This is a genomic window from Microcoleus sp. N9_A1 (genome assembly GCF_036701795.1).
Taxonomy (GTDB): Bacteria; Cyanobacteriota; Cyanobacteriia; order Cyanobacteriales; family Microcoleaceae; genus Microcoleus.
Window position 1 is genome coordinate 1 of the sequence record NZ_JAUBRI010000063.1, and the last position, 25,614, is coordinate 25,614.

Sequence of the window (25,614 nt, forward strand, 5' to 3'; positions counted from 1 at the left end):
TTGTCGGTGCTTGTGACCCACTCACAAAAGCGTTCCCAGACGTTGGCGCTTTCGCGCTGCTGTAAGGTTGTTGTCATTTGTTTATGATTGCTTTATTTGGTTTTCAATGTTCGTGACGGCTTTGTGTTCCGCCATGTAAATAACATAAACCTTTTATTTCAGTTTGTAAAGGGGTTTTAAGCACAGTTTTTGTGATTACAGTTATAAGCAAATCTTATTTGAAGCTATAATGCTTGCTGTATGGGGATTTTAAACAGCCGAGTGCGGAGTTTACGGGCGATCGCACGAAAAAAATAATTTTCATAATCTAGCTGGTAACGAGATTCGGGACAGGCATGAGTGTTAAGATACATGAAGTTGTGCGATCGCCAACCGCAAAACTCGCACTTATATATATAGCTGTCGATCGAGTCCGATCGCTCAAAATCCCAAGGAATGTCCCGCACCGTCACCTACAGCCCCGCTTATACTCTAGTTCCCACCTACGAGTGTTTCAACCGCTGCACCTATTGCAATTTTCGGGCCCAACCGCTGCAAAGTCCTTGGCTGACACTCCCAGAAGCCGAAACACAGCTTGAGTTGCTGCTTCCTCAAGGTGTAATTGAAATTCTGATCCTCAGCGGCGAAGTACATCCCAATAGTCAACGGCGAAAAGCTTGGTTTCAGCGGATTTACGATTTGTGCCAACTGGCACTTAGTCTCGGATTTTTGCCGCATACTAATGTAGGGCCGCTCAGCTTTGAGGAGATGGCGCAGTTAAAACATGTGAATGTTTCAATGGGACTGATGCTAGAACAGTTGTCCCCCGATTTGTTACAAACTGTTCACCGACACGCACCGAGTAAAGTGCCGGCGCTGCGGCTGCAACAGTTAGAATGGGCTGGGGAATTACAGATTCCGTTTACGACTGGTTTGCTGTTGGGAATCGGGGAAAGTAAGGCTGATTGGATTGAGACTTTGGAGGCGATCGCCCGGATTCATTCGCGCTACAATCACATTCAAGAAGTTATCCTCCAGCCCCACAGCCCCGGAAATCAGCAAAGTTGGGACGGTGAAGTTTTTGATGCTACAAAAATGCCGCAAGTAATTGCGATCGCCCGCAGCATTTTACCTGCAGAAATCTCCCTGCAAATCCCGCCAAATTTAGTTGCACAACCGGATATATTGCTGGCTTGTTTAGAAGCAGGTGCGACAGATTTAGGCGGAATCGGGCCATTGGATGAAGTTAATCCCGATTATCCTCACCTGCAACATCAAACTTTAACAGAAATTTTAGCAGCAGCCGGATGGCAACTCGTGCAACGTTTGCCTGTTTATCCTCAGTATGATAACTGGCTGCCGCCAACATTACAAACTGCTGTCAAACAATGGAGAGTTAGTCATTAGTCATTGGTCATTAGTGATTATACCAAATCCGGGTTGGGACTCCCCTTTATGAATTCGTCGGCGCAGGCCGACATCGTTTGTGTAGACGCGGTTTCAACCGCCGAATTATCTCTACATAATAATTCCCATGCAACCGTATTCGATCTAATCAACTATTGAACTTTTAAACCAAAGAACCGCCGCCATCAATCCAGACTTCAGTACCCGTGATAAAACTGGAGGTATCCGATACCAGAAATAACACTAATTTCGCGATATCTAGGCTCGAACCAGCGGTATTATCAGTCAAAGGAATCATATCTTGAAGGCAATCGCGGTCAACTGGAATGCGATCGAGATGGCGCTTAACAGTGCTTTCATTGATCCCAGTCAGCACCCCGCCCGGACAGATAACATTGACTCTGATGTGACTCGGAGAAAGTTCTAGCGCCAGCATTTTTGCTAAAGCTACCTGGGCAGCTTTGCTGCAAGCGTAAGCTGTAGCGCCAACTTTTTTGAAGCTTCTGGTGCCATTAATCGATGAGGTAATCACAATCGAACCTCCTTGTTTTTTTAGATAAGGAACTGCATATTTTACAGTCAAAAATGTTCCCGTCAGATTGGTGTTAATTGTCCGTTCCCACTCATCGAGTCCTATTTCTTCAACCGGCGACCAGATACCGTTAATCCCCGCATTGGCGAACACAATATCAATTCTTTGATATTCGTCAAAAATTGTTTGAAATGCCTGCTGCATTTGCCCAGAATGACCCACATCTGCGGCAATTGCCAGCCCGCTGCCTCCTTCATTGATTAGTTTGCGGACTGTTTCTTGCGCCGTTTCTAAACTTAGATCGATAATAGCAACTTTTGCGCCTTCCTTGGCCATTAAAATTGCTGCTGCACGACCAATTCCCGACCCGCCGCCGGTAATAACGGCAACTTTTTCTGCAAGTTTCATATTTTTTTATGTAATTTATTTTGGGCTATTTTTATAAATATAAGTATAGAGATATAGGACTGAAGTCATCACTACGAATAGGCTTGAGTCATCAAAAACAGCTAAGTAAAAATTTGTTTAATGCGATAATTGTAGCGGTAAGGTGCGCCTAGCGCACCCTACTTTAGACAGAGGATTCCGTCAAAATTGCGGTCATGCTTACTGCTGCGGAACCCAGACAGAAACTGAACCGGCGTTACACCTAAAATCTGCCCAACCGTCGTCATTTGTTACGATGGGTTCTTTGACGTGTTCCATGATGTCAATATAAGTTCGATTGGGTTGTCCGACTTCCATAAACTTAGTGCCATCGCCTCCATTACTTAGTACCACAGCCATGCCACCAGGGTGTTCTTCGTTTCCTAGTCGCGTCCAGCCAATTGTGTTAGCGTGGTCGAAGTAATCGTATTGATTCCCGTAAGAATAGGTTTGGCGCGCAAACAGCAATTTATCTAGAATCCACTGATGTTTGTCTAACCAAATCTCGTATTCATTGCCATCATTTGCTGTATCTTTATAGTGATCACCGTAATAATCCGGGTAAAAAATACAGGGATATCCTTCACTCCGCAGCAGGATTAAAGCGTAAGCAAGGGGTTTAAACCAAGATTCGACAACTGATTCTAACGATTGCAAGGGTTGAGAATCATGGTTGTCAACCAAAGTAACGGCTAGAGTTGGTTGCTGTTGAACGAGGGTGCCGTCGAAAATTGTTCGCAAGTCGTAGCTGTTGCCGGCCTTGCTAGCAGCGTGGAAGTTATAGTGGAGGGGCGCATCAAATAAGGATACTTTACCGTCCGTTGCTTGGATGAAGTAATGCAAAGCTTCCACTTCGTAAGACCAATATTCACCTACCGCAAATAGGTCGCGTTTGGCATAGTTGCGGACGTGTTCCAACCACTCTTGGAAAAATCCTGCTGCTACGTGTTTGACGGCATCAAAACGAAATCCGTCAACATTTGTTGTATCCACATACCACTCGCCCCAGTATTTTAATTCCCCAGTGACTTCTGGGTTGTCCATATCTAAGTCGCAACCCATGAGGTAGTCAAAATTGCCTTTTTCTAGGTCTACTCCCTCATCAAATTCTTTGCCTTTTAGCAGGTAAATGGCATGGTTGTCAGTGTCGTAAACGTTGTAATCAATGGCGTCAAAATGCCACCAATGCCACTCCATACTGGAATATTTTTTGTCGCGGCCAGGGAAAGTAAAATGCGTCCAAGCTTTGATTTTTTGATATTCACCTACGGTGTCATTGCGGTTGTCTGGATTGAAGGGTGTGGCTTCGGCTTCTTCTTGGGCATCGGCACCTAATTTGTGGTTGAAGACAACATCGGCATAAATCCGAATTCCAGCATCTTGTGCAGCTTTGATTGCGCGCAAATACTCATCTTTTGTACCGTATTTAGTGCGTACTGACCCTTTTTGGTCGAATTCGCCTAAATCGAACAAGTCGTAGACGCCATAGCCCACATCCATACCGCCGCCCGTTCCTTTATAGGCGGGTGGCAACCACAGAGATGTAACGCCAATTTTAGCTAAATCTTTTGCAGATTCGGCTAGCTGATTCCACAGGTTTCCGTCATCGGGGGTATACCAGTGGAAATACTGCATCATGACGCCATTGACTTCAGACATATTAAGTTTTTCCTGTTTTTTAAAGTTGCCCGATCTATTGTTGTTAGTTGCCGATCGCTCTCGCTATTTCTGCAATCTACGGTCATTACGAATGATAAAATATATGAATGAATAATAAAATATATCTTTTGACAGATTGACAATTTTGTATATTGTAGAGAAATATTTTTTAGCATATGTAACAGCGCAAAAAATATGTTCTAGGACTTGTGATTGTACGATCGCAAACCTGCTTGATATCATGTCACCTTGAACGCAGACTATTAAATCGGTTTGCAGTGAGGATAAATGGTTGGTAGTGAGGACTTCTGTCTTCTGAGTTTTGAGGCGCACACAAGTCCGAACGATCGAACTTGGTAACGGTTATTTTACGGGAAATAAGATAATTCTTCGATTGGGTCGATCGCACAACGACCTCTTAACTGTAAAAATCAAGATATTGCAGGTTCTCCGGCTACTCGCTCAATCTTAGTATCCCAAGTACCGTCGATCGCCAATTCGAGCAATCTAAATCCGGGCCCGATGGTGTCGAGGACAATCGGAGAGGTTTTGGGTAACAGTTGGATGCAGGTACTGGGTGTGCCCAAATAAGCAACTAAACCTCGCTGTTGTTGAAATTCTTGGTGAATGTGGCCGCAAAGGACGATTTTTATGTGAGGGTATCGATCGACAATTGCAAAAAATTCATCCGCATTGTGCAGCATCATGCTGTCCATGATTTCACAGTCGATCGCCAGCGGATGATGGTGCAAAGCAATCATAACAAATCGATCGCCCGTTTGTTGCAGTTGAGAGTCCAGCCAATCCAAAGTCTCTGGGGAAAGCCGCCCGCCGTCGCATCCGGCTTCGACACTCGAAAGCAGCAGAAACTGCCAGTTTCCTAGGTGAAATGATTTTTCTGGGGAAATGGGCGGCTTATCTAATATTTGCTGCATGACTGGGATGTTGTCGTGATTCCCAGGTATCCAGTAGGCGGGAATTCCTAGGGGGGCGATGAGGGAGGCGAGGAGCTCGTAGGATTCGGGTGTTTCGTCTTGGGATAAGTCCCCTGTCAGCAGGAGTAAGTCGGGCGGCGGCTGTATCTGTTGCAGGCGATCGAGAACTGTTTCGAGGGTGCGGGCTGTCGAGATCCCTTTCCATTGTCGATCGATCTCTGCAAACAAGTGAGTGTCGGTGATTTGGGCGACGAGTAGGGGAGAAACTGGTGTCATGGCTGGTGTTGCGCGCGATCGATGTAGTTCTAGAATAGCCTCGGATGGGTTTTGGGGATATGGGAAAAAAGGGCGATTCCCTACGGGATAGCTGCGCTTTACGAAATTTTTGACAGCTATGTTAAAATTTTCTAGATTTGGTGTACTATAAGAAAACGTCAAATTTAAGACGTGACGGCGGCATAGCCAAGTGGTAAGGCAGAGGTCTGCAAAACCTCCACCCCCAGTTCAAATCTGGGTGCCGCCTTTTTTAATTTTTGTTAGATGTGGCTAAAATGCCGTTTGGGCGATCGAGAAAACCCTCTTGAGTTTTGGCTTTATAACAGCGGCCGGCTCGGTTGGTGCATAATTCAGATGGACTAGAAGCGCTGATTGATGAGATTAATGGTGAAATTGCGGATTGATTTGATTGACTCAGTTCAGTAGGACAATCTTCTAATATCAAAGGTAATCATAGATCGAATAGGTATATACTATGGCTGAAATTCAACTTTTATCTGAAGTTGATGCAGATTACACCAAGCTACACGACTTGTTAGTTAAAAAGAATTGGCTACGAGCTGATGCTGAGACAACAAAATTAATCTTAACGATTAGTGGAAAAAATCAGAGAGATTATGAATCCTTAACAATTGAAGATATTGAGAAATTCCCTTGCACAGATTTATGCACAATCGATTTACTATGGCAGTATTACAGTGATACGAAGTTTGGTTTTAGTATTCAAAATAGGCTATGGAAAATAATTTGTCAGGAAAGACGGGCTAAAGCAAGCTTCTCTACCTTCAGTGAACTAGGTGCTGGTTACCTAAAATGGTGGCTTCCTGAAGAAGGCTGGCTTACTAATAATCAAATAACTCTAGACTTGCAGGAAATTCCTGATGGGCATTTTCCTCGTTGGGGTTTATTAATGCTTCCCCTAACCTTGGAAGTAGTTTGGAAACCCGGATTAGAAGGACTCAAAGCCTTGAATTCAAGAGTACGAATTTACACAGAAGGATTGCTTAGTGTAAATGCAGCATTATGCACTCAATATAAAGACTGTGAAATTCTTGTTCTTAAAAGCTTTTTCTCTCGCTTAGGGATGTGTGAAATAGAACACAAAACTCTTAAAACAATCGTTGATTTAGAGTACAATCAAAATAATCAAGACTCAATTAACTATACAGTTGCTCTCGAAAATGAGGAGCTTGAATCTATAGGTGAACATCTGGATACTGAAGGGGACTTCACCCCAAAAAGTCGAGAGGAAGCAAGAGAGCGAGTTTCACGGTCTATCGCTCAAAGACGAGGACAGCCAAAGTTTCGTAAAGATTTACTTGAGGCTTACGGCTATTGCTGTGCTATTACTGGCTGCGACGCCGAAGAAGCCCTAGAAGCTGCTCATATCATCCCTTACTGTGAGACTGAAGATAATACTATCTATAATGGGTTGCTCTTGCGAGCGGATATACATACACTTTTTGACCTCAACCTAATTGCTATTGCTCCAGGTAATCACTATCCAGATGATAGAGAAAACCTCATTGTGTACGTTGCACCTACCTTACGGCACACCTCTTATGGTAAACTGCACAATAATCAAATGAAACACCTCCCCAAAAATCAATCTGATTTGCCTGACAAAGATGCCCTTATATCGCGTTGCAAGCAGTGTGGTTGGTTTATTTAGAACAAAACCAGCCTATGTAGGTTTAAAATGAAGTCCGCCGACACTGTTTGACTAGACATCTCCAACAAATAATCTCAAGTTTTTGAGCGAGATTTAAGGAGTACACCCAGGGGCGACAATTTATGTTGAAAACGGGCGATTTTATCCGCAAATGCTTCATCCTCCCCAGGCTATGGGATCGTACTCCTACGCGATATTTGATTTTTTGGAAATGTCTATTGACTACGATCGCAAATCGTCGATCAGTTTTTCTATAGCCATACTTTTTGTGGTTTCATCCGGTAGAAGCTCAAACACTTTCTGCAAAAGTTCTATAGACGCATTTTTAATAAACCAATCTTCACCCGGATTATCCCCAAGATTCAAAAAATACTTTAAACGTTCCTCTATCGCTTCCTTATCTGCTTTATCCAGTTGTCCAACTCGCTTAAGCCAATCCCCTTCCGAATCTTTAAAACAGTTAGCATCAACAGTACATATCTGATGCACTAGAGTGAAGGAATTATTAGAAAGACCATTTGTGCTTGTAGAATTAATCGGATATACAGTTGGCAAACCTTTATAGGTTTCTTGTGAAGTCAACGGAATCAGCGTCAAAGTTTGGATGTATTTAGATTGATCTTGAAATTGGTCACTTGTCCAAACAATATAAGGATGCTCTCCCCGAAAAACCAGACTCGAATTAATCACCTCAGTGCAATAAATTGTCTTGCACTCAATTTCCCCTGGTTCATTTATCTCATAAATATGATGATGACCGAGTTTGCAACGAAGAGATACTTTATAGGGATTGATAAAATAAATCCAACCTTGACGCGGTTTTTGTCCAGCCACTCGCTCACCCCAATTCACTCATTAACTTTTCTCTTTCTTTGTACAGATTAAGTCTCACCTGTTCCTCTGGTTCGTGGCTATATTTAACCTCAAGCATGGGAGCAGTGCTATACACATATTCTAGTAACTGGTTCAGTTTATCCTCTCCTGCACCCGCCCATTCTCTCCTGATGTTGTCAAGCATGAGCTTCAGACCTAAAGGTAACTTTAAATCATCCACATTGCCAGCTCCCTCACCAAGTCTGATGAATCTACTTTCTCCCTGAGATTCTTGAACAATCTCTTTGCCATTCATTTGATTTAAAATAGCGTCTATGCCTTCATTCCAAGGCCCATAGTAATAATAACGCCAATCTAAATCAGTCAGCTGCTTGTCTGTCCATTTGACCGCATAAAGATCGGCCAAATACAAAAACTTGATTAACTGCGTTTTTGTAATATAGCCTTTTGTTGCGTAGACAAAGTATTTGATCAGGTTTTCTAGCATGGCTTTGCTTCTTTTAATTTCAAAAAGCTCCCTAATTAATCTTATAAATTATTAGCTCAATTTAACTTGAGTCTATTATATCATCCAAAGGTAAGCTGGGTTCTTAAACCACTAAAAAATATGACAATTTAATTGCTAATCACCAATCGCCCCAAAGCAATTAGCAATTAGCAATCTTGCCCAAATTATCACATTTTGCTGATAATTCTCTGCACGATTTCCACGCCTGTTACTGCTTGCCAGCCAAACAGCCCTAACAGCACAACATTTAGAAAAATGTGGGCGTTTCTGGCCAAATTGTTGCCTTTTTGCATCAAAGGAGTTAGCGAGGCTGCGATCGCAATTATTGCCGTCATTCCCAACCCTGCGAGCAAGTGGGAACCCACGAACAATTTGCCGTTGTTGATGTAGGTGACGGCCATTCCGCCGATCGCCCCCGTTACCATCAAGGCTAGCAGCAAAGAGCCCATCTGGTGGTGTTTAATGTTGAATTTGCCCTTAATTAACTCTTTTTTGACTTCGCCTTCGGCACTTCTAGTCCGGCGGATTTGCAGGCCGAGATACAAAGCATAAAAGGAGATTGCTAGCAATACCCACATTAAAACTGGGTGGAAGAATTGGCTCCAAACTTTCACTGACTGCGGAATTTCGAGGTTCATGGTGTTCTCAGGATTAGCAAACATACTTCATAAAACTTAGTATACCAGTAAGTCCCTCTCATGTGATGGTAAAAACATACAGAACGAGACACTATTATGCCTGCCACTAAACAAGACGCTGTATTGATTCAAGCCGCCAAGACTGGCAACATTATTCACGTCCAAGCTTTACTCGCTAAGGGCGTTGACGCTAATGCCAAAGACTCTGAGGGGACGACGGCTTTGATGTTTGCTGCCCAAAAGGGCTATACAGAAATCGTGCGTACTCTACTAAACAATGACGCTAATGTCAACCAGGTGAGCAGGCGTTTTGGGCTAACGGCTTTGATGCTGGCGGCGGCTCACAAACAGGCTGACTCTGTGCGGCTGTTGCTGGCTGCTGGTGCTGATGTTAATGCTAAAAATGATGATGGAAGTACGGCTTTGATGGCGGCTTCTCTCAAGGGCGATATCAATGTTGTGCGGATGTTACTTGATGCTAATGCTGATGTAAATGTGCGAGATAAAGATGGAGATTCTGCTCTGAAAATAGCTGCTTTCTCCGGTCATCTAGCTGTTGTTAAAGCTTTGGTAAATGCGGGTGCGGTTGCTGACAATTCTATGGTGTTTTTAGCTGTGCGTCAAGGTAGCGCTGAAATTGTGCGAATTTTGCTCAATTGCGGCGCGGATGCTAATGTTAAAAATCTAGAGAGCAAAACTGCTTTGATGCTAGCTGCGACGGTGGGAAATTTGGCTGTTGTCGAGGCGCTATTGGCTGCTGGTGCTGATGTCGAAATTCGCGACAAAGAGGGCGAAACTGCTTTAACTTTGGCTGCAGATTCCGGCAATACTGATGTGGTGCAAATTTTGCTTGCTGCGGGTGCTAATGCGAATGTGAAAAATGGAGATGGGGGCACGGCTTTGATGGCCGCTGCGGCTGGGGGAAATTTGCCGATCGCACATATCTTACTCGATGCTGGCGCGGATATCAACGCTAAGGATAAAGATGATGAAACTGCGTTGAATTTTGCGGTGGTTGAAGGCTGCGAAGATGTGGTGGAATTGCTCTTAAACCGAGGTGCTAGTGTCGGTGCGAGAAATCGGTTGGGCGATACGCCTTTGCTGGTGGCGGCTGTTCACGGCCATAGTGCGATCGTATCAGCTTTGCTGCAAAAAGTAAACTCAAATCAGGCTGAGTTTCTGAATGCGAAAAACTTTGGGGAGACGGCTTTGACGCTGGCTGCATTTCACGGACATACCGAGACGGTGAAAGTTTTACTTGACGGCGGTGCTGATCCCAATGTCCCGGCGGATTTGGGGAAAACTGCTTTAATGAAGGCGTGCGATCGCGGTTATATGGCGATCGTCCAAATATTAGTCGAAAAAGGTGCGGATGTCAACTTGCTGGATGATTCGGGCGCAACTGCTTTAATGTGGGCCGCACATCGGGGTTATGCTGAGGCCGTAAAAATTTTAATTGATGCTGGTGCAGAGCTAAACCACAAAAATCCGGGAAATTATACAGCTTTAATGCTGGCTGAGTTTAAGAGTTATTCCAGTGTGGTGAAATTGCTAAAAAGTGCTGGAGCACTGGAGTAAATATAGCATCGCGGGAGACGTAAACGGCGGTTGAAACCGCGTCTACACAAACCAAGTCTGCCTCCGCGAACTGAGGAAAATGCGGTGTCAATAAAAAACGTAATGTTAACCATCCATTCTTCAACCCGCGTCGGCGGGTTTTGTTTTTGTAGGCGCGGTTTCAACCGTACGTCCTCTCTTGAAAATATCTGCGTTTATCTCCGTTTATCTGCCTTAAATCTGTGGTTTTGCTATTCATAAAAAATTTATGCAACAAGTCTCAATCCGCTTTACGCACCCAGCCATTAATAGTAAAACGACTATCAGCAAAAGCTTTCGAGGGACAGCTAACTAGCAAAACTTCGTGCATATACCGACTAAGAAAAAATACAATGCTGTTATTACGAGGCTCAACGGTTCTAAATGTCTCGTCCGCTACATAAAAATTGTTCTCGATTTTGCTGTCATAAATTTGCAATTCCCCACCTGAAAAAGCTTTTGGTTCTCGATTGAAATAGTAAACATAAGTAAAAAATCGGCTGGCCGTATCTGGAGAACCACTGTCGTTATGAAGTTTATAAAAGTTGTTGTCGTTGTGCATGGTTAGCTGAGCTTCTATATCACCAAGCGCAAATGATTGGATATTTAATTTTCGCAGCACGTCGGGGAGAATTCCTTTGATGCGATTCAGGATCAGTGTTGAAAATTCCGGGAATGAGTGGAGGACCATCGAACGGCGGTAATCTTCGGCATTTGTGGAGGTGCTGGTACTCACAAATTCTGATTCTTTTGCTAAAACATATTTAATTAGTTTGTTCTTTTCGGCTGGTGTCAAAAAGTTGTCTATTTGGGCATAGCGAGATATTAAGTCGTCATTTACAGGCTGCGGAGGAGCGGGAATTTCTGCGGGAATTTCGATGGGAATTTCTGCGGGAGTTGCTGGCTGCTGCGGTTGCAGTTGCTGCAAGTAAATTGGGGGTTCAGTAACTAATCCGACTAGGTGTTCGCTGGGAAAAGAAAGGGCGGAACGCCCGTCGTCTATGGGGATTTGAAATAAGGTGGAAAAACCTACTGTGGGTTGGGTGCGATCGACTAATGTTTTGACTAGGCTGTGCAATAATGGTGTGTCGGATTTGAGCGTAATGGTGCACTGATGTCCGCCGGTGAGGAGGATTTTAACTTTTACGTCTTGGGGTTTAATTTGTTGTTGAGTGTAAGTCATATTTTTTTAAGGACGCAACTGGCAAGTCGTTAGGATATAACAGTTTTGATTGGTGTCACAGTCTTTTTGATCCCCCCCTAGCCCCCCTGAAAAAAGGGGGGGACAAGAGTGTCATAGTCTCCCGTCTTAGTAGGGGATAAGAGTGTCATAGTCTCCCCTCTTAAGACGGGATAAGAGTATTCTCAAAGTCCCCCTTCTTAAGGGGGATTTAGGGGGGATCGAGACTCTGCTATCAACGAGGGATACAAAAGATTTAGGCGCTTATTGACACCCCCGAACACTATTGTATCCCTACCCTATGATACACAATTGAAAATTGCTAGGTATTATTCCTAATGCAAAAAGTGGCGGATGTCGGTGAAAACCATTGTGATTCCGAGTTGGTTGGCTGCTTCAATGGAATCTTTATCGCGCATACTTCCGCCCGGTTGGACGATCGCAATTATTCCAGCCTCAGCCGCAGTTTTGACTGAATCGTCGAAGGGGAAGAAACCGTCACTAGCCAAAATCGCTCCTTTGCTCTTCTCTCCTGCTTGTTCTAATGCTAGTTTAACCGAACCGACGCGATTCATTTGTCCGGCGCCGACACCGATTGTAGTGCGATCGCGCGTCACAACGATCGCATTTGATTTGACGTGTTTCGCTACTTTCCAAGCAAACAGCAATTCTTCCCACTCTTCCGCCGTCGGCTGTTTCTCAGTAACTGCCCGCCATTTGCTAGTTTCTTCTACTGCATTGTCTGACTCTTGAACCAGCAAACCACCTGCAATAATTTTAACAGTTTGCGGCGGCCCTTGAGTCAAATCCGGCAAAATCAAGACTCGAACTTTCGCCTTCTTCTTGATAATTTCTTCCGCTTCTGGTTCGCACCCCGGCGCGACAATACATTCTAAAAAAGTTTTGGTTAACGCCGTGGCAGTAGCAGCATCAATCGGGCGATTTAGGGCGACAATGCCACCGAAAGCTGAGACGGAATCCGTGTCGAAGGCTTTTTGATAAGCTTCAGAAATAGTTTTTCCCAAGGCTGTGCCGCAAGGATTTGTATGCTTCAGAATAGCGGCGGCGGGTGTGTCGGGGAATTCTACGATTAGCCGCCTTGCTGCTTCTAAATCTACTAAATTATTGTAGCTTAATTCTTTGCCTTGCAGGATGGTGCTAGTCGTCCAGCCTGTCCGTGTACTTCCGCTTTGATACCAGGTGGCGGCTTGATGGGGATTTTCGCCGTAGCGGAGAGTTTGCAACTCTTTTCCTGATAAATTAAACTGCTGTGGTAGCGAAGATTCTTCAGCGGATTGGCTGCTGAGATAATTTGCGATCGCGCTGTCGTAGTTGGCTGTATGTTTGAAGGTTTCCAGCGCGCATTTTTGCCGGAATTTCAAGGATGCTTCACCGCCATTTTTCCGCAGTTCTTTTAAATAAGTATTGTACTGTTCTGGGTCGCACAAAACTGTCAAATGAGCGTGGTTTTTGGCGGAAGCTCTCAACATTGCTGGTCCGCCGATATCTATCTGCTCAATTGCGTCTGCTAGAGTAACTCCTGGTTTAGAAATTGTCTCTTCAAATGGATACAAATTGACTACAACTAGATCGATCGCCCGAATTTGATTTTCGGCTAAATCTGCGATATCTTGCGCTACATCGCGGCGCGCTAAAATACCTCCGTGGATTCGCGGGTGAAGTGTTTTAACTCGCCCTCCCAAAATTTCGGGGGAACCAGTATATTCCGCAACTTTTGTAACTGGGATTCCGGCTTCTTTGAGGGCGCTTGCTGTCCCGCCGCTGCTAATTATGTCAAATTCAAATTGTTCTACTAGACTGCGCGCTAAGTCGATTAGCCCGGTTTTGTTGGATACGCTCAGAAGTGCTAGACGTGCCATTGGTTTGAAATTACGATCGCAAAAATAGATAGGTTATATTCTATATCACATCTGCCCGCAGGGAGATGATTTGGTAATGGCTAATTATGATTATTTTTCATGAAACAAAGATGAGTTCGCTTATTTTTGACTATATTTTTTGTCAAACTTATATAATATTTTATACTGACCAGTGGCTTCTAAATATGTAGAACTTGCGCGTGGAACTGGTTATTTTGTGAGTGCGAGGGGGATTGAAGCCATATCCAGCTTGCACAGTTCGTGTCGCTACGTAAGTGTCAATGTTGTTGAAATTACTTAATAAAACTTAATAGATAAATGTATGGCGATCGCTCTTGAATTTTAATGATGTTTTATGATGAATTCTAAAAGTAATGTGCTAGCCTAGCATCGGGTGTAAATTGCTCTACCCCTAAATTTTTCGGAAAATTGGGCGATCGCAATACCTTAATCTAAAAAATAATTTGGTAGGTTTAAATAGGTTTTTTCAAGAAGCCGATCCAGAAAATAAGCTCAGTAATATTAGCAGGAACCAGAAAAACATGGCTACAAACATGACCAATAGAACAAACTACCAAGAAATGCCCAAAAAATCAGCCGAGAACTCGACACAGGCCAACATTTCAGAAGCTTATAGTCTTAGTCTGTGCGAAATGCAGCAGATGGAGCGAGCAATGGAACAGCTACAGCAGGATTTGAAAGCTAGCGAATATCGGTTTCGGAATGTGATCGAAAAAAATGCTGACGGCATCGCAATCGTCAACAAGCTAGGACTTATTTGTTTTGCCAACCCGTCAGCAGAAGCACTGTTTAACTGCACCGCAGAGGAACTTCTAGGGCAAGCATTTTTTGGCAATTTAGTAGTAGAAGTTTCAGCTTGCGACATTGAGATGGCGACGGATATTATTCCCCAAGTTGGAAAAACAGAAGCACCAGGAACTCGCGTCGTGCAAACAGAAGTTGAAGCTATTCGCAAGCAAAAAGCAAATGCTGTAGTAGAAATGCGGGTGGTGGAAACGGAATGGGATGGAGAAATGGCTTATTTAGCTACGCTGCGGGACATTACCGATCGCAAGCGCGCAGAAGAAATGCTTTGGTTGTACGATCGAGCTATAGCAGCTACTAGCACCGGAGTTACGATTTCTGACGCCACTCACCCAGAACATCCAATTATTTATTGCAATCCCGCATTTGAAAGCATGACAGGTTATCGGCGGCAGGAAATTATCGGTAAAAACTGCCAATTTTTGCAGGGAAGCGATACCGATCCGGTGGCAGTAGAAATAATTCGCCAAGCCTTGCAAACAAAGAGCGAATGCAAGGTAATATTAAAGAATTACCGCAAAGACGGAACAACTTTCTGGAATTGTTTCTCAATATCTCCCGTGCGCGATAGAACTGGCAAATTAACTCATTTTATTGGCGTACAGAGAGACATCACCCAGAGCAAACAAGCCGAAGAAGCATTGCATAATTCCGAAGCACAAAGCAGAGAACAAGCAGCTCAACTAGCCGCCGCACTTAACAAACTTAAAACCACTCATTCCCAATTAGTTCAGAGCGAAAAAATGTCGAGTTTGGGATTGCTAATTGCCGGCGTCGCTCACGAAATCAACAACCCAGTGAGCTTCATTCACGGCAATCTCGCTCATCTCAAAAATTATACTCAAGACTTATTTCACCACCTCGAACTGTACGAACATCACTATCCTAATCCAGTCGAGGAAATTCAACAGGAAAGAGAAGAAAAAGATCTCGATTTTTTAGCTGAAGATTTACCCCAAATACTGTCTTCAATGAGCGTTGGCGTCGATAGAATTTGCCAGATTGTGCAGTCGCTGCGGAACTTTTCACGGCACGACGATTCACAGATGAAACCCATTAACCTCCACGAAGGTATTGACGGCACGCTGTTAATTCTCAATCACCGTTTGAAAGGAAATGGAGAAATGTTACCTATTCAAATTGTAAAACAATACGGAGAATTGCCGCCTGTTGAGTGTTTTGCGGGGCCAATCAATCAAGTTTTTATGAATATTCTCAGCAATGCGATGGATGCTTTAGATGATGCGAACAGTAGGCGAACTTGTCAAGAAATGCCAGAAAATGTCAGCCAAATTAGGATTTTTACGGAAGTTGTCGGCAATTTTGTAGAAATTAAAATTGCCGACAACGGCCCGGGAATAACTGAGGAAATCAAGCAGCGCATATTTGATGCCTTTTTTACTACCAAACCCATTGGCAAAGGCACGGGAATGGGTTTGTCAATTAGCTATCAAATTATTGTAGAAAGACACAACGGCGAACTATATTGTAGTTCCGAATTGGGCAAGGGCACGGAATTTACTATCAAAATGCCGATCGCACATTAGCACGGCGTCCCCATTGCGGGCCTTACCAACTTGCTCTATAAGCAAGCCGGACGATCGCACTCCTAAAAAACGAGAAAAATCGTTTTTTCTCGTTACCCGAATCAGGCTGGTAACGCATACTTAGAGGCTTTGCATCCCCATTGTAGAGAGAATTGTCAGGTGCTTTTCGGCTCACCTTACCCGCATAAATAGCGAATTAAAAAACCTCTGCACCCTCCAACTTCTTAAAAGTTTCAACCTTAGCCCTCGCCGCTTCCCCGCAAGTCTTCGGCGTCGGGAACATCTTCCCAGGATTCGCCAAACCTTTCGGATTAAACACCTGACGCACCCACTGCATCGTCTCCAAATCTACCTCCGAAAACATATCCGGCATAAAACACTTCTTGTCAGCGCCGATGCCGTGTTCCCCGGAAAGACTTCCCCCAACTTTCACGCAAAGCCTGAGAATTTCCCCGCCCAATTCTTCCACCTTTTCCAGCGCACCTTTTACCGAGTTATCGTACAGAATCAGCGGGTGCAAATTACCATCTCCCGCGTGAAATACATTCGCAATCCGGTAGCCGTATTTCTCGCTCAAACCCTCAATTTCTTTCAAAACATAAGCCATTTGCGTGCGCGGAATTACGCCGTCTTGCACGTAATAATCCGGGCTGAGATGACCCGCCGCTGCAAAAGCAGCTTTCCGCCCTTTCCAAATTTTCATCCGCGTTTCCGGGTCATGGGCCGTAGTGATATTTCGCGCTCCATTTTGCTTGCAAATATCAGCAATTCGCTGTTTGTTTGTAGCTACTTCCACTTCTAAACCGTCGATTTCTACGAGCAGAATTGCCGCCGCATCGCGGGGATAACATCCTGTTGCTACTACATCTTCTACAGCATTGATGCTGATATTGTCCATGATTTCCATGCCGCCTGGAATAATCCCAGCGCTGATAATATCGGAAACCGATTCGCCCGCTGCTTCTATGCTAGGAAAATCCGCCAACAGAACGCAAATCGATTCCGGCGCTTTCAGGATTCGCAAAGTAACTTCCGTGGCGATGCCTAAAGTGCCTTCGGAACCGACAAATACACCTGTTAAATCGTAACCAGGCATTTCGGGAATTTCGCCGCCGACATCGACAATTGAACCGTCAGGAAGTACCAATTTTAATCCTAAAACGTGATTGGTTGTTACTCCATATTTAAGGCAGTGAACGCCGCCAGAATTTTCGGCAACGTTGCCGCCAATCGAACAAATAATTTGACTGGAAGGATCTGGTGCGTAGTAGAAACCTGCACCGCTAACTGCTTGCGTTACCCAGTTATTAATTACTCCCGGTTGTACGACTACTTGCTGGTTTTCTAAGTCTACTTTCAGGATTTTTCGCATCAGGGCTGTGACAATCAGCACGCAGTTTTCTACGGGTAAAGCGCCGCCAGAAAGCCCGGTGCCTGCGCCTCTGGCTACCCAGGGAATGGAATTGCGATCGCATATTTTGACCACATTTGCCACTTCCTCGGTAGTGCGCGGCAATACCACCAAAGCTGGCCGCTGGCGGTAGCTGGCTAGCCCGTCGCACTCGTAGACAATCAATTCTTCGCGGCGCTTTACCACGCCGTTTTTGCCGACTACAGCCTCGAATTCTTTAATAACGGGTTTCCAGTTGCGTTCGGTTTCTACAGCTATCATTAGTAACTTTTATTAGGGAACTCTCAATAATATTGTTGCAAACTTTACTATTTTTGTGCAATTATTTTTCTAAGGGTTGCAATATTGACACAGGGAAGGATCGGCAGTCTCTCGACCGTCTGGAAATAGTTTTTCTTTAGTATAACCGCAGTTTTTGCATTTATAGATTGCCGATCGCGCTAGCTGAGTCGGAAAATAGCAAAGTCCGCAGGGCAATCCGATTTTCGTCTCAGCAATATCGAATCCCGGCCAACCGCAATCGGGGCAGAATTGCTTGAATTTTTTAACTAAATCCAGAGTTGCATTTTCGATGTTTTTCATCCGAGTTGGATTGTACATCGCCCGCATATCTGTTTCGATGTGAACTCGGCCGGTTGACGATTTTCTTAAGCCTGCTGTCACCGCGTCAAACAACTGCTTTTCAGTAGTTATTCCCTTAATAATTTCTCCATTTCCTTTAGCAGCGTCGCCCACTATAACCACCATTGCGTGTTCGGTAAATCCAGCTTTTTTAGCAAAATCATCTGCTTCTTCGATACTAGAAACTAACTGGTGACTGTAGTTAGTTTCCACGGACAAAGATTCGCCGATTATTTCTAGATTGTTGGCTCGATCTAATAACAGCACAATTTCTCTATTAGCTGGCAGATACGGCATCATCGGGTGAGGGCCGAAAGTACCTTCGCTGGCAAAGGCAAGAGTTTCGCCCGCAATTTCTAGGGCTTTTTGTGCTTTATGGCGAGCCGCTTCTATTTGAGTTCCTAAGCGTTTAACTTCTCTGGTGAAGGTGCCGAATGCGTCCGTGTCAAGCTCCGCAGGTACTAGGATATTTACGCCCAATTCTCGTTTCAAAATGGGAGTAATCACCCGTTCTTTTTGGTGCATTGTAGCAATAACAGCCGTGCGATCGCTCAATAATTGATGGGAATTCACAGGCTCAGAAATATTAGACATATAATCCGATTATTTGAGTTTTTTACGACTTAACAAATCCAGAACAAAAATATCCCCATCGTCATATAATCTTTGGCGATTATTGCCTAGTTCTTTTAAATTTGCTTGAAAATCCCAAGCGTTCTCCGCTTGATTTCTCAGCCAAGTATTTTCGGTACTAATACTTGATGAAAGAAAACTTTTTGAATATGCTGCTTCCTTTGCATAAGAATACGCTACATATCTAATAGATTGTGAAGTTAAATAGTCAGCCAAGGGTTCACTGCCTTTGAATAACGGCATACCGGGGGGAGGACTCGCTCCGCCCGGCCAATCTGCCAGCAAGATTTTATTCCGCTTAAAATCCAGTAAAAAAGGTCTTTCAAGTCTTGTTAAAAGTGTTTCTCCTTCAGCAATTGACTGCTGCATTTTGATATGTTGAGCAATCTGCTGATCAGATACCAAAGCTACATTATTTATGCCGGATTTAATGTTACCTGCAAATTCCGAATATCTCAATTTAAGGCTGTTGCTGTTATTGCCAATCATTATGCCAGCCACAACCATAGCAATCAGTACAGGAGCAGTATTAGATAATTTGCTTTTTTCTCCCGCTTCAGTTTGAATAAAAGCTCCTGTCATCAATACAATTATTGCTGCCGAAATAACAGGAAACCCGTACCGATAACTGTCAGTTCCTCCAGTAGACAACCCTATAATAGGCATTACGACCGCAGCACTTATCAAAAAAGATAGAGGTGCTTCGCGACCGGATATTGTCCAATTGCGCCAGCGAAGGATAGCAAAACCCAGCAATCCTACCGAAACTCCGTACACATTTATTACCGAGCCAATACTAACTTTTAACGCTTGCACGAGCGTAAAATTTTTGTGTAAATAAGTTCCGTAAGCCGATCCGTGATATCCCTTGCCCAATAGCGGGTAAAGTAAAGTTCCTGATGATTGGTACATGGAAATCATCCAGGGCAAAAGCAGCAGTAAAGTTAATATTCCAGCTAGTAAACATTCGGAGGCAGCAGTTCGGCGATCGCCCTTTGCTCCTAAAATGTAAAAAAAGTAGCTTGCAATAACTAGAATGGTACAAGCCGGAATCAAGCTGGTTTTCAAAGACCAGACACCCGCTGTGACTAAAGCTACAATACAAGCATTAGGAATCCAGCGGCTGCTCTCCATCTCTTCCCAGTCAAGACTTCTGAACAAGCTTAAAAACATTGCTGTTCCCGTTACTGTACTGCTGGTATTTAACTGAGGATAATATATGCAAAGGAAAATAAAAAGCAATAAAATTGCTGCTTCTTTGCGAAGATTTTTATCCTTGAAATAACCTAAAAGAAGTCCTACTGATATTAGGAAGGAAACGCCGGGATCGATTAGATGGAGATTTTCGTTTCCGAGCGCGCTGAGAACGAAGGTCTGCAAGAAAGGGTGTCCTCCCAGGGAAGACAGCCTTCTTTCGCTGAACGGATCTGGGCCCAAAGATCCCATTTGTAGCATCTTATGTGGATATACAAAATAGGCATGGTAATCGTCTAAGCCTTGGAAATTTAGACTGTAAACCGAGCCTGCATAGTGCCAAAGATTCAGAAATACGACTGCAAAAATACCTAAAATAAATAGCCAGTGGCTACGATCTAACCGAATCTCAGATAGCGAATTGATGAATAAATTTCTAATATTGTAAAAATCGCTCAGCCAATATATAAATCCTAACGCCAAGTAAATTAAAACTGTGGTTTGCGAAATAGTCCAAGTAACATTCAATACTCCCCCAAAGCACATACTCCAAGCCATCCCCCAAGCGGCTCTTTGTCCCCAGTCAACCCTATGCTTGGGAAAAAGGATGCGATTGATTGCTCCACCCCAGCCGATGAGGGAGATCAGAATGAAAATTCCCCATGCAAAGGAGAGAAAGTATGAATTCATAATTGTGACCTCAGTATCGATTTAGAAGGTAACGCTCAGACGCACCCTTTGACTTAATAAATTATCAACTCAGCACTCAAGTGTCGTCACAAGCGACAAATTGCTAACTGCCCCCAGCCACTCCCCCAGCTTGACCTCTGAGTACAAAAATTACTCCCGTCATAATCAGGGCCACGCCTACTAACCGCAGCGGCGGCAAAGGCTCGTTAAATACAATTTTGCCGCCCAAAACAGTAAACAAGTAACTAATTGACAGTAAAGGCGAGACTATGCTAATGTTGGCGCGAGACAAAACTACGATAAAGCCGATCGAAGAAACTGCATACAAACACAGACCTGCAACTATCAAAGGCTGAGTTGCCATTGCCATAACTTTTTCTACTAAATTAGCAGCGCCGATGGGCCCTAAGATTTTAGCTCCTGCCTTCAGACTAAATTGACCCACAACGCTGCACAAAATAGCAGCGAGCAAAACCAGAAAAACGCCTCTATTCATGAATTCACATACCTAATACGACAGCGCGAAAATTGCCGACAAAAAACTCGCCTTAACAGCTTTGATTAAGTTTTATTGAATTTTGTTAGCCACCCCTATTTTAAGCATACATACTGGAAAAGCAAGTATTATCGATCGCCAGCAACAGTGGAAAAAACCTATGGCAGAGCAGACCAACATCAGCACGGAATACACCCTCGAACTTTCAATACTCATGCCCTGCCTTAACGAGGCAGAAACTTTAGAAATCTGCATAGAGAAGGCACAGAAGTCTCTGCGCGACCTTAATATTGCCGGCGAAGTCATCATAGCAGACAATGGCAGCACTGACGGTTCTCAAGATATCGCCACCAGAATGGGGGCCCGAGTCATACCCGTAGCAGCCAAAGGCTACGGCAGCGCCCTGATGGGAGGCATCATAGGGGCGCGCGGAGTCTATATTATCATGGGCGACGCTGACGACAGCTACGACTTTTCCAACCTCGGCGCTTTTGTCGAAAAATTGCGGGGAGGGTGCGATTTAGTGATGGGAAACCGCTTTCAAGGGGGCATCAAACCGGGGGCAATGCCGCCGCTGCACAAATATTTAGGAAATCCGGTGCTGACGTGGGTTGGGCAGCTATTCTTCTCAAGTCCGGCCGGCGACTTTCACTGCGGGTTGCGGGGTTTCAGGAGAGACTCTATTTTGAAACTGGACTTGCAAACAACGGGGATGGAATTTGCTAGCGAAATGGTTGTCAAAGCCTCTCTGTACAAGTTGGGGATCGCTGAAGTCCCAACGGTACTCTCTCCCGACGGCCGCTCGCGCCCGCCGCACCTGCGAACTTGGCGAGATGGCTGGCGCCACCTCCGATTTTTGCTGCTTTACAGTCCCCGGTGGCTGTTTCTGTATCCCGGTACTGCGCTGATGATTTTGGGCCTAATTGTTAGCATTTGGCTGTTGCCCGGTACTCAAAAAATCGGAGGAATCAGCTTTGACGTACACACGCTGCTTTATAGTTCGATCGCAATTATCGTCGGTTTTCAAGCAGTAACTTTCGCTTTCTTCACCAAAGTGTTCGCCATCAGCGAGAAACTGCTGCCCGAAGACCCGAAACTAAATAAAATATTTCGATATGTTAGCTTAGAGACCGGATTGATGGTCGGAGTCACGCTAATTTTAATTGGCATAGTTGGGTCGTTTTTGTCATTAACTATCTGGAGCGAAACAGCTTTCGGTTCTCTCGATCCTTCTAAAACTCTGCGTTTAGTTATTCCTTCGCTCACTTGCCTGACTGTGGGCTTGCAGATGGTGCTATCGAGCTTTTTTCTCAGTGTGCTGAGTTTGAAACGGCGATAGAAGAAAATCAATTTTGTCGATAAGTTATACATTATTTGGTGGTAATTTATGATATAAAATTAAGGTGTGAGTGCCAAGAATGCTGTGTGAGATTTGGCAGGAGTCAACCGAGTCAGAATCGGAAAAAAATTGAGTTGAAGGCTAGGGAATATTTAGGATTGATGGCAGGGCGATTCCTTACGGGATAGCAGCGCTTCAGGCTGTTTGGGAGAAAAGGGCGATTCCCTAGGGGATAGCTTCGCTTCACGCGCCACACAGACTGAGATTTGCGAAAAATTCCGTCAGAGAGCTATGATATAAAAGTCAGAGAGAAGCTGGTATCGATTATGCTACGCACATTTGAGGCTCTACTGAAAGGAAAGCTGTTAGAGTGGACGAACGATGCTCCGCAACAGAGCGATCGCCCGCTGAAAGTTTATGTGACTTTGTTAAAGGAAAAGTCTAGTATAAGTGCAGAATGTCGCCGTCAAAAAATAGTTGAAATATTGGAAAAACTGGCGGCGAGTCAGACTTTTGCTGAAGTCACAGCTCCGGTTGCGTGGCCGCGAGAGATGCGTCAAGATCGTCCGCTTCCTGGTAGGGATGAATGATGCTACTGATAGTAACATTATTATCTACGCTTCTCAACCAGAACACACCCAGATTCGGCAGTTTATTCGCGAGATCGAAATAGCATTATCAGCAGTTAGTTATGTTGAAGTTCTCGGCTATCACCGACTAACTCAAGAGTCTCGCCTATACTTTGAGGAATTTTTTGGGGTGGTTGAGGTTTTACCTATTTCCCAAGCTGTACTCGATCGCGCTGTGACACTGCGACAAATGAGGAAGATGACACTTGGCGATGCTATTATTGCAGCAACCGCTTTGGTGTACGGTTTGACTCTAGTGACGCGAAATATAGAGGATTTTCAATGGATTGCTGAACTGACTCTGATTAACCCGTTTGAGGCTGAATTAGGTAGTTAAGCGCGATCGCACTTTAGGAAGATAAGGGCGATCGCCCTTTACCAAATCGACTCAAGACTCAGCATAAATCCGGGAAGAATATCTTCACCTGATAAAGTAGCAGGCGACGACAGCAATTCAACTTCTGCGCCCTGACGATAAATTTCAACTTGTCGAGACTTGCGGTTAATTAACCAACCCAAACGCGCACCATTATCTCGATACTCTTTCATCTTATCCTGAGTTTCTTTCAAACTATCGCTCGGAGACATTAACTCGACTACAAAATCAGGACAAATGGGAGGAAATTTATTTTTTTGTTCGGCAGTAAGAGCATTCCAGCGTTCTAATGTGACCCATGCAGCGTCAGGCGCTCTATTTGCACCATTAGGGAGTTTGAATCCAGTTGAGGAATCAAACACTTTACCGAGTTTATTTTGCTCGTTCCAAATCCAAGTCTGTGCTGTTAATCCTGCATTGCTGTTTCCAGTCTCTCCTCCTGCTGGTGACATGATAATTAGTTCTCCTTTCGCTGTTCGTTCCAGTCTAATATTCTCATTTTCCTGACAAAGCTGAAAAAACTGTTCGTCTGTCAGCTTAATGATGGGGTTGAGGTTGAGGGTGAGGGTAGTCATAGCGGTATTTTATCGTGGGCTAAACGACCTTTATTAAGGATTGTAGCATATCAAGTAAGTCTTGAGGGCGATGTTCTATCTAATCAAAATTGAGCGGTCGGTTTGGGCGCGAGCACTTTGGGAAGAAAAGGGCGCTCGCACTTTGGGAAGAAAAGGTCGCACTTTGGGAAGAAAAGACCATCGCACTTCCAGCCAAAATCAGTCTATATTAGAATTAGAGCTAAAAAATACCAGCAAAAAGTCTATGCCGACTTATAATGAGGTACTAACTCAAGTTCAACGCCTCGCACTGACTGACCAACTCCGATTATTAGAGGAATTGAGAAAGATCATTCATCAGGGGGTTGAAGTTGAAGGCGATGATGATGTGATTTCAGCAGAAGAAATAGCGGAAAGTCAAGCAGCATTGGCAGATTATTTCGCGGGGCGCGATCGGGGAATCTCATCAAAAGAACTTAAGTTGAAGCTGTTCGGAGAAAAAAGTGACTGACTACATTCTCCTAAAATCAGCACAGCGGTATTTACAACTGATGCAACTGGACGATCGAGTCCGTATTGTTAAGGCTTTAGATGCGCTGGTGACAGACTCGACAGGACTTGACATTAAGCCTCTCAAAGGTCGTCTTGAGTTCTGGCTGCGAGTGGGTAAATATCGGATACTTTTTGTAGAAGATACGGATAATGAGGTATATATTGTGACTCTGATTGGTTCTCGCGGTGATATCTATAAATAAGGGCGATCGCACTTTAGGACGATAAGGGCGATCGCGCTTTGGCAAGACATGGGCGCACTTTGGTAAGAAATGGTCGATCGCACTTTCTTTGAGCCAAAATCAGTTTGATTGGGTTTGGCGCTCCTAAAGTTGCTATAATTTATCGATAATCCCACAGACTAGGAGATTAATATGCAAGTCAAAGATATGACAGTTGAGCAACTGCGGGACTTGATTCGGCATACCGTTGAACAATGCTTAGAAGAATATTTGGGCGATCCTGATGCAGGTTTAGAAGTTAAGGAAGAAGTCAAGCTGAAATTGTTAGAGTCAATGAAGCGCAAGCAAGAGAAAGCAGCATCGAAGCTGGGGAAGTTTATCAAAAACTCGGCATGAAGGCGTAATGAGCTATTTGGTTGAGTTGACAGCAGAAGCTCTGGTTAACCAAGAAAGATTGACTCAGCCTGTGCGGGAGCGTATAGGTAATAAAATCAATTGGTTGGCTGAAAATTTTGAACAAATTACTCCTATGCCGTTGTCGGCTAATCTGGCAGGTTTCTTTAAGTTAAGAGTGGGTGATTATCGGGTAATTTATTCTTTTGATGATGATTTAAATGTGATTACTATTCACCAGATTGGACACCGGAGAGAAATTTATGATTAACTGAAGGGCGATCGCACTTTATGACGAAAAGGGCGATCGCGCTTCCTTCGATCCTAAATTGCTATAATAACAATCAGCCAAAAAATCTCAACATAAAGCCTATGTCTACTTATAACGAGGTACTGAGTCAGGCTCAAAGTCTCACTCCTGACGAGCAACAGCAGCTTTTAGAAGTATTGTCAGCTTTGATGCGCGATCGGGTAACAACCCAGACTCAGGGTAGCAGTGAAAGATTGCCCAGGAAAAATTTAAAGAGATGGCGAGGTTTTTTGCCGTATCGTGTGGATGCTTTGGAATTCCAGTTGCAACTTAGAGAAGCGTCTTGGTAACTCGCAATGCTGAGGATTTTAAGCGCGTTGATGGGTTAAGAATGTTGACT

At 44.2% G+C, this 25,614-nt stretch carries 26 protein-coding genes and 1 tRNA gene; 13 read left to right on the forward strand and 14 right to left on the reverse strand.

Going from position 1 to position 25,614, the window contains the following annotated elements; translation table 11 throughout:
• Positions 1–224: 224 nt before the first annotated feature.
• On the reverse strand, positions 225–452 hold the full coding sequence (locus QUA58_RS23860; RefSeq protein WP_333255785.1) for a hypothetical protein: 228 nt from the start codon (positions 450–452) through the stop codon (positions 225–227).
• Here QUA58_RS23860 and cofG point away from each other — a divergent pair.
• Positions 436–1,386: a 7,8-didemethyl-8-hydroxy-5-deazariboflavin synthase subunit CofG gene (gene cofG / locus QUA58_RS23865; RefSeq protein ID WP_333396347.1), complete on the forward strand. Its 951-nt coding sequence runs from the start codon at positions 436–438 to the stop codon at positions 1,384–1,386. The two genes, QUA58_RS23860 and cofG, sit on opposite strands and share 17 nt — an antisense overlap.
• Positions 1,387–1,549: 163 nt before the next feature.
• Here cofG and QUA58_RS23870 read toward each other — a convergent pair whose 3' ends face one another.
• The 3 genes from QUA58_RS23870 to cpdA all read right to left on the reverse strand — a co-directional run bounded on the left by QUA58_RS23870 (position 1,550) and on the right by cpdA (position 5,214).
• Positions 1,550–2,326: an SDR family NAD(P)-dependent oxidoreductase gene (locus QUA58_RS23870; protein ID WP_333396350.1), complete on the reverse strand. Its 777-nt coding sequence runs from the start codon at positions 2,324–2,326 to the stop codon at positions 1,550–1,552.
• Between the two features lie 198 nt (positions 2,327–2,524).
• Entirely contained in the window at positions 2,525–4,003 is a 1,479-nt protein-coding gene (locus QUA58_RS23875) for an alpha-amylase (protein WP_333255790.1), read from the reverse strand.
• A gap of 431 nt (positions 4,004–4,434) precedes the next feature.
• Positions 4,435–5,214 (reverse strand): 3',5'-cyclic-AMP phosphodiesterase, encoded by a 780-nt coding sequence (gene cpdA / locus QUA58_RS23880; RefSeq protein ID WP_333396351.1) that lies wholly within the window; start codon positions 5,212–5,214, stop codon positions 4,435–4,437.
• A 176-nt stretch (positions 5,215–5,390) separates the two neighbouring features.
• Between cpdA and QUA58_RS23885 the strand changes: the two genes are divergently transcribed.
• A tRNA-Cys gene (locus QUA58_RS23885) sits at positions 5,391–5,461 on the forward strand.
• Between the two features lie 228 nt (positions 5,462–5,689).
• The gene (locus tag QUA58_RS23890) at positions 5,690–6,886 is read left to right on the forward strand and encodes a GUN4 domain-containing protein (RefSeq protein ID WP_333396352.1); all 1,197 of its coding nucleotides are present in this window, start codon (positions 5,690–5,692) and stop codon (positions 6,884–6,886) included.
• Between the two features lie 222 nt (positions 6,887–7,108).
• Here the strand turns inward: QUA58_RS23890 and QUA58_RS23895 are convergent, their stop codons facing one another.
• The 3 genes from QUA58_RS23895 to QUA58_RS23905 form a co-directional block, all read right to left on the reverse strand.
• Complete coding sequence (locus tag QUA58_RS23895; protein ID WP_333396354.1) at positions 7,109–7,738, reverse strand: type II toxin-antitoxin system PemK/MazF family toxin; 630 nt, start codon at positions 7,736–7,738, stop codon at positions 7,109–7,111.
• A complete protein-coding gene (locus QUA58_RS23900) occupies positions 7,725–8,207 on the reverse strand; it encodes a type II toxin-antitoxin system antitoxin SocA domain-containing protein (RefSeq protein ID WP_333396356.1) in 483 nt (160 codons plus the stop codon). Before QUA58_RS23900 ends, QUA58_RS23895 begins: the two co-directional genes overlap by 14 nt.
• Positions 8,208–8,395: 188 nt before the next feature.
• Positions 8,396–8,866, reverse strand: a complete 471-nt coding sequence (locus tag QUA58_RS23905) for a DUF4079 domain-containing protein (RefSeq protein ID WP_333255837.1) — start codon at positions 8,864–8,866, stop codon at positions 8,396–8,398.
• Positions 8,867–8,962: 96 nt separating this feature from the next.
• Between QUA58_RS23905 and QUA58_RS23910 the strand changes: the two genes are divergently transcribed.
• Complete coding sequence (locus QUA58_RS23910) at positions 8,963–10,444, forward strand: ankyrin repeat domain-containing protein (RefSeq protein WP_333396359.1); 1,482 nt, start codon at positions 8,963–8,965, stop codon at positions 10,442–10,444.
• 259 nt (positions 10,445–10,703) lie between these two features.
• Here QUA58_RS23910 and QUA58_RS23915 read toward each other — a convergent pair whose 3' ends face one another.
• Positions 10,704–11,645 carry a 2OG-Fe(II) oxygenase gene (locus QUA58_RS23915; RefSeq protein ID WP_333396361.1) on the reverse strand — a complete coding sequence of 314 codons (942 nt, stop codon included), beginning with the start codon at positions 11,643–11,645 and terminating at the stop codon, positions 10,704–10,706.
• A gap of 332 nt (positions 11,646–11,977) precedes the next feature.
• The gene (purH, locus tag QUA58_RS23920) at positions 11,978–13,522 is read right to left on the reverse strand and encodes a bifunctional phosphoribosylaminoimidazolecarboxamide formyltransferase/IMP cyclohydrolase (RefSeq protein WP_333396362.1); all 1,545 of its coding nucleotides are present in this window, start codon (positions 13,520–13,522) and stop codon (positions 11,978–11,980) included.
• Positions 13,523–14,076: 554 nt separating this feature from the next.
• Between purH and QUA58_RS23925 the strand changes: the two genes are divergently transcribed.
• A complete protein-coding gene (locus QUA58_RS23925; RefSeq protein ID WP_333396364.1) occupies positions 14,077–15,894 on the forward strand; it encodes a PAS domain S-box protein in 1,818 nt (605 codons plus the stop codon).
• Positions 15,895–16,090: 196 nt separating this feature from the next.
• Here the strand turns inward: QUA58_RS23925 and glcD are convergent, their stop codons facing one another.
• The 4 genes from glcD to QUA58_RS23945 form a co-directional block, all read right to left on the reverse strand.
• Positions 16,091–17,566, reverse strand: coding sequence for a glycolate oxidase subunit GlcD (gene glcD, locus QUA58_RS23930; protein WP_333255809.1), 1,476 nt, complete (start codon positions 17,564–17,566; stop codon positions 16,091–16,093).
• Positions 17,567–17,635: 69 nt separating this feature from the next.
• Positions 17,636–18,520, reverse strand: coding sequence for a DUF6671 family protein (locus QUA58_RS23935; protein WP_333255811.1), 885 nt, complete (start codon positions 18,518–18,520; stop codon positions 17,636–17,638).
• 9 nt (positions 18,521–18,529) lie between these two features.
• On the reverse strand, positions 18,530–20,236 hold the full coding sequence (locus QUA58_RS23940) for a hypothetical protein (RefSeq protein WP_333396366.1): 1,707 nt from the start codon (positions 20,234–20,236) through the stop codon (positions 18,530–18,532).
• A gap of 310 nt (positions 20,237–20,546) precedes the next feature.
• Positions 20,547–20,939 carry a transporter gene (locus tag QUA58_RS23945; RefSeq protein ID WP_333255815.1) on the reverse strand — a complete coding sequence of 131 codons (393 nt, stop codon included), beginning with the start codon at positions 20,937–20,939 and terminating at the stop codon, positions 20,547–20,549.
• A gap of 160 nt (positions 20,940–21,099) precedes the next feature.
• Here QUA58_RS23945 and QUA58_RS23950 point away from each other — a divergent pair, with 160 nt between their 5' ends.
• From QUA58_RS23950 to QUA58_RS23960, 3 genes are all read left to right on the forward strand, one after another.
• A complete protein-coding gene (locus QUA58_RS23950) occupies positions 21,100–22,278 on the forward strand; it encodes a glycosyltransferase family 2 protein (RefSeq protein ID WP_333396370.1) in 1,179 nt (392 codons plus the stop codon).
• A 326-nt stretch (positions 22,279–22,604) separates the two neighbouring features.
• Positions 22,605–22,868: a hypothetical protein gene (locus tag QUA58_RS23955; RefSeq protein ID WP_333255818.1), complete on the forward strand. Its 264-nt coding sequence runs from the start codon at positions 22,605–22,607 to the stop codon at positions 22,866–22,868.
• Positions 22,861–23,244, forward strand: coding sequence for a type II toxin-antitoxin system VapC family toxin (locus tag QUA58_RS23960; RefSeq protein WP_333255820.1), 384 nt, complete (start codon positions 22,861–22,863; stop codon positions 23,242–23,244). Before QUA58_RS23955 ends, QUA58_RS23960 begins: the two co-directional genes overlap by 8 nt.
• A gap of 38 nt (positions 23,245–23,282) precedes the next feature.
• Here the strand turns inward: QUA58_RS23960 and QUA58_RS23965 are convergent, their stop codons facing one another.
• A complete protein-coding gene (locus tag QUA58_RS23965; RefSeq protein ID WP_333255822.1) occupies positions 23,283–23,858 on the reverse strand; it encodes a Uma2 family endonuclease in 576 nt (191 codons plus the stop codon).
• Between the two features lie 70 nt (positions 23,859–23,928).
• On the opposite strand from QUA58_RS23965, the gene QUA58_RS23970 reads away from it, so the two are divergent.
• The 5 genes from QUA58_RS23970 (at position 23,929) to QUA58_RS23990 (ending at position 25,564) form a co-directional block, all read left to right on the forward strand.
• Positions 23,929–24,348 carry a hypothetical protein gene (locus tag QUA58_RS23970; protein WP_333396371.1) on the forward strand — a complete coding sequence of 140 codons (420 nt, stop codon included), beginning with the start codon at positions 23,929–23,931 and terminating at the stop codon, positions 24,346–24,348.
• Positions 24,341–24,592 carry a type II toxin-antitoxin system RelE/ParE family toxin gene (locus QUA58_RS23975; protein WP_333255826.1) on the forward strand — a complete coding sequence of 84 codons (252 nt, stop codon included), beginning with the start codon at positions 24,341–24,343 and terminating at the stop codon, positions 24,590–24,592. Before QUA58_RS23970 ends, QUA58_RS23975 begins: the two co-directional genes overlap by 8 nt.
• Positions 24,593–24,763: 171 nt before the next feature.
• The gene (locus QUA58_RS23980) at positions 24,764–24,967 is read left to right on the forward strand and encodes a hypothetical protein (RefSeq protein ID WP_333396372.1); all 204 of its coding nucleotides are present in this window, start codon (positions 24,764–24,766) and stop codon (positions 24,965–24,967) included.
• A 7-nt stretch (positions 24,968–24,974) separates the two neighbouring features.
• Positions 24,975–25,235: a type II toxin-antitoxin system RelE family toxin gene (locus QUA58_RS23985; RefSeq protein WP_333196609.1), complete on the forward strand. Its 261-nt coding sequence runs from the start codon at positions 24,975–24,977 to the stop codon at positions 25,233–25,235.
• Between the two features lie 101 nt (positions 25,236–25,336).
• Positions 25,337–25,564 (forward strand): hypothetical protein, encoded by a 228-nt coding sequence (locus QUA58_RS23990; RefSeq protein ID WP_333396374.1) that lies wholly within the window; start codon positions 25,337–25,339, stop codon positions 25,562–25,564.
• Positions 25,565–25,614: the final 50 nt, after the last annotated feature.

Coding starts and splice junctions, on each gene's coding strand:
- QUA58_RS23970 (WP_333396371.1), top strand. CDS start 23,929: ATGTTCTATCTAATCAAAATTGAGCGGTCGGTTTGGGCGCGAGCACTT.
- QUA58_RS23965 (WP_333255822.1), bottom strand. CDS start 23,858: ATGACTACCCTCACCCTCAACCTCAACCCCATCATTAAGCTGACAGAC.
- QUA58_RS23945 (WP_333255815.1), bottom strand. CDS start 20,939: ATGAATAGAGGCGTTTTTCTGGTTTTGCTCGCTGCTATTTTGTGCAGC.
- QUA58_RS23900 (WP_333396356.1), bottom strand. CDS start 8,207: ATGCTAGAAAACCTGATCAAATACTTTGTCTACGCAACAAAAGGCTAT.
- QUA58_RS23980 (WP_333396372.1), top strand. CDS start 24,764: ATGCAAGTCAAAGATATGACAGTTGAGCAACTGCGGGACTTGATTCGG.
- QUA58_RS23985 (WP_333196609.1), top strand. CDS start 24,975: ATGAGCTATTTGGTTGAGTTGACAGCAGAAGCTCTGGTTAACCAAGAA.
- QUA58_RS23870 (WP_333396350.1), bottom strand. CDS start 2,326: ATGAAACTTGCAGAAAAAGTTGCCGTTATTACCGGCGGCGGGTCGGGA.
- QUA58_RS23960 (WP_333255820.1), top strand. CDS start 22,861: ATGAATGATGCTACTGATAGTAACATTATTATCTACGCTTCTCAACCA.
- QUA58_RS23910 (WP_333396359.1), top strand. CDS start 8,963: ATGCCTGCCACTAAACAAGACGCTGTATTGATTCAAGCCGCCAAGACT.
- purH (WP_333396362.1), bottom strand. CDS start 13,522: ATGGCACGTCTAGCACTTCTGAGCGTATCCAACAAAACCGGGCTAATC.
- glcD (WP_333255809.1), bottom strand. CDS start 17,566: ATGATAGCTGTAGAAACCGAACGCAACTGGAAACCCGTTATTAAAGAA.
- QUA58_RS23935 (WP_333255811.1), bottom strand. CDS start 18,520: ATGTCTAATATTTCTGAGCCTGTGAATTCCCATCAATTATTGAGCGAT.
- QUA58_RS23925 (WP_333396364.1), top strand. CDS start 14,077: ATGACCAATAGAACAAACTACCAAGAAATGCCCAAAAAATCAGCCGAG.
- QUA58_RS23955 (WP_333255818.1), top strand. CDS start 22,605: ATGCTACGCACATTTGAGGCTCTACTGAAAGGAAAGCTGTTAGAGTGG.
- QUA58_RS23905 (WP_333255837.1), bottom strand. CDS start 8,866: ATGAACCTCGAAATTCCGCAGTCAGTGAAAGTTTGGAGCCAATTCTTC.
- QUA58_RS23875 (WP_333255790.1), bottom strand. CDS start 4,003: ATGTCTGAAGTCAATGGCGTCATGATGCAGTATTTCCACTGGTATACC.
- QUA58_RS23950 (WP_333396370.1), top strand. CDS start 21,100: ATGGCAGAGCAGACCAACATCAGCACGGAATACACCCTCGAACTTTCA.
- QUA58_RS23890 (WP_333396352.1), top strand. CDS start 5,690: ATGGCTGAAATTCAACTTTTATCTGAAGTTGATGCAGATTACACCAAG.
- cofG (WP_333396347.1), top strand. CDS start 436: ATGTCCCGCACCGTCACCTACAGCCCCGCTTATACTCTAGTTCCCACC.
- QUA58_RS23990 (WP_333396374.1), top strand. CDS start 25,337: ATGTCTACTTATAACGAGGTACTGAGTCAGGCTCAAAGTCTCACTCCT.
- cpdA (WP_333396351.1), bottom strand. CDS start 5,214: ATGACACCAGTTTCTCCCCTACTCGTCGCCCAAATCACCGACACTCAC.
- QUA58_RS23915 (WP_333396361.1), bottom strand. CDS start 11,645: ATGACTTACACTCAACAACAAATTAAACCCCAAGACGTAAAAGTTAAA.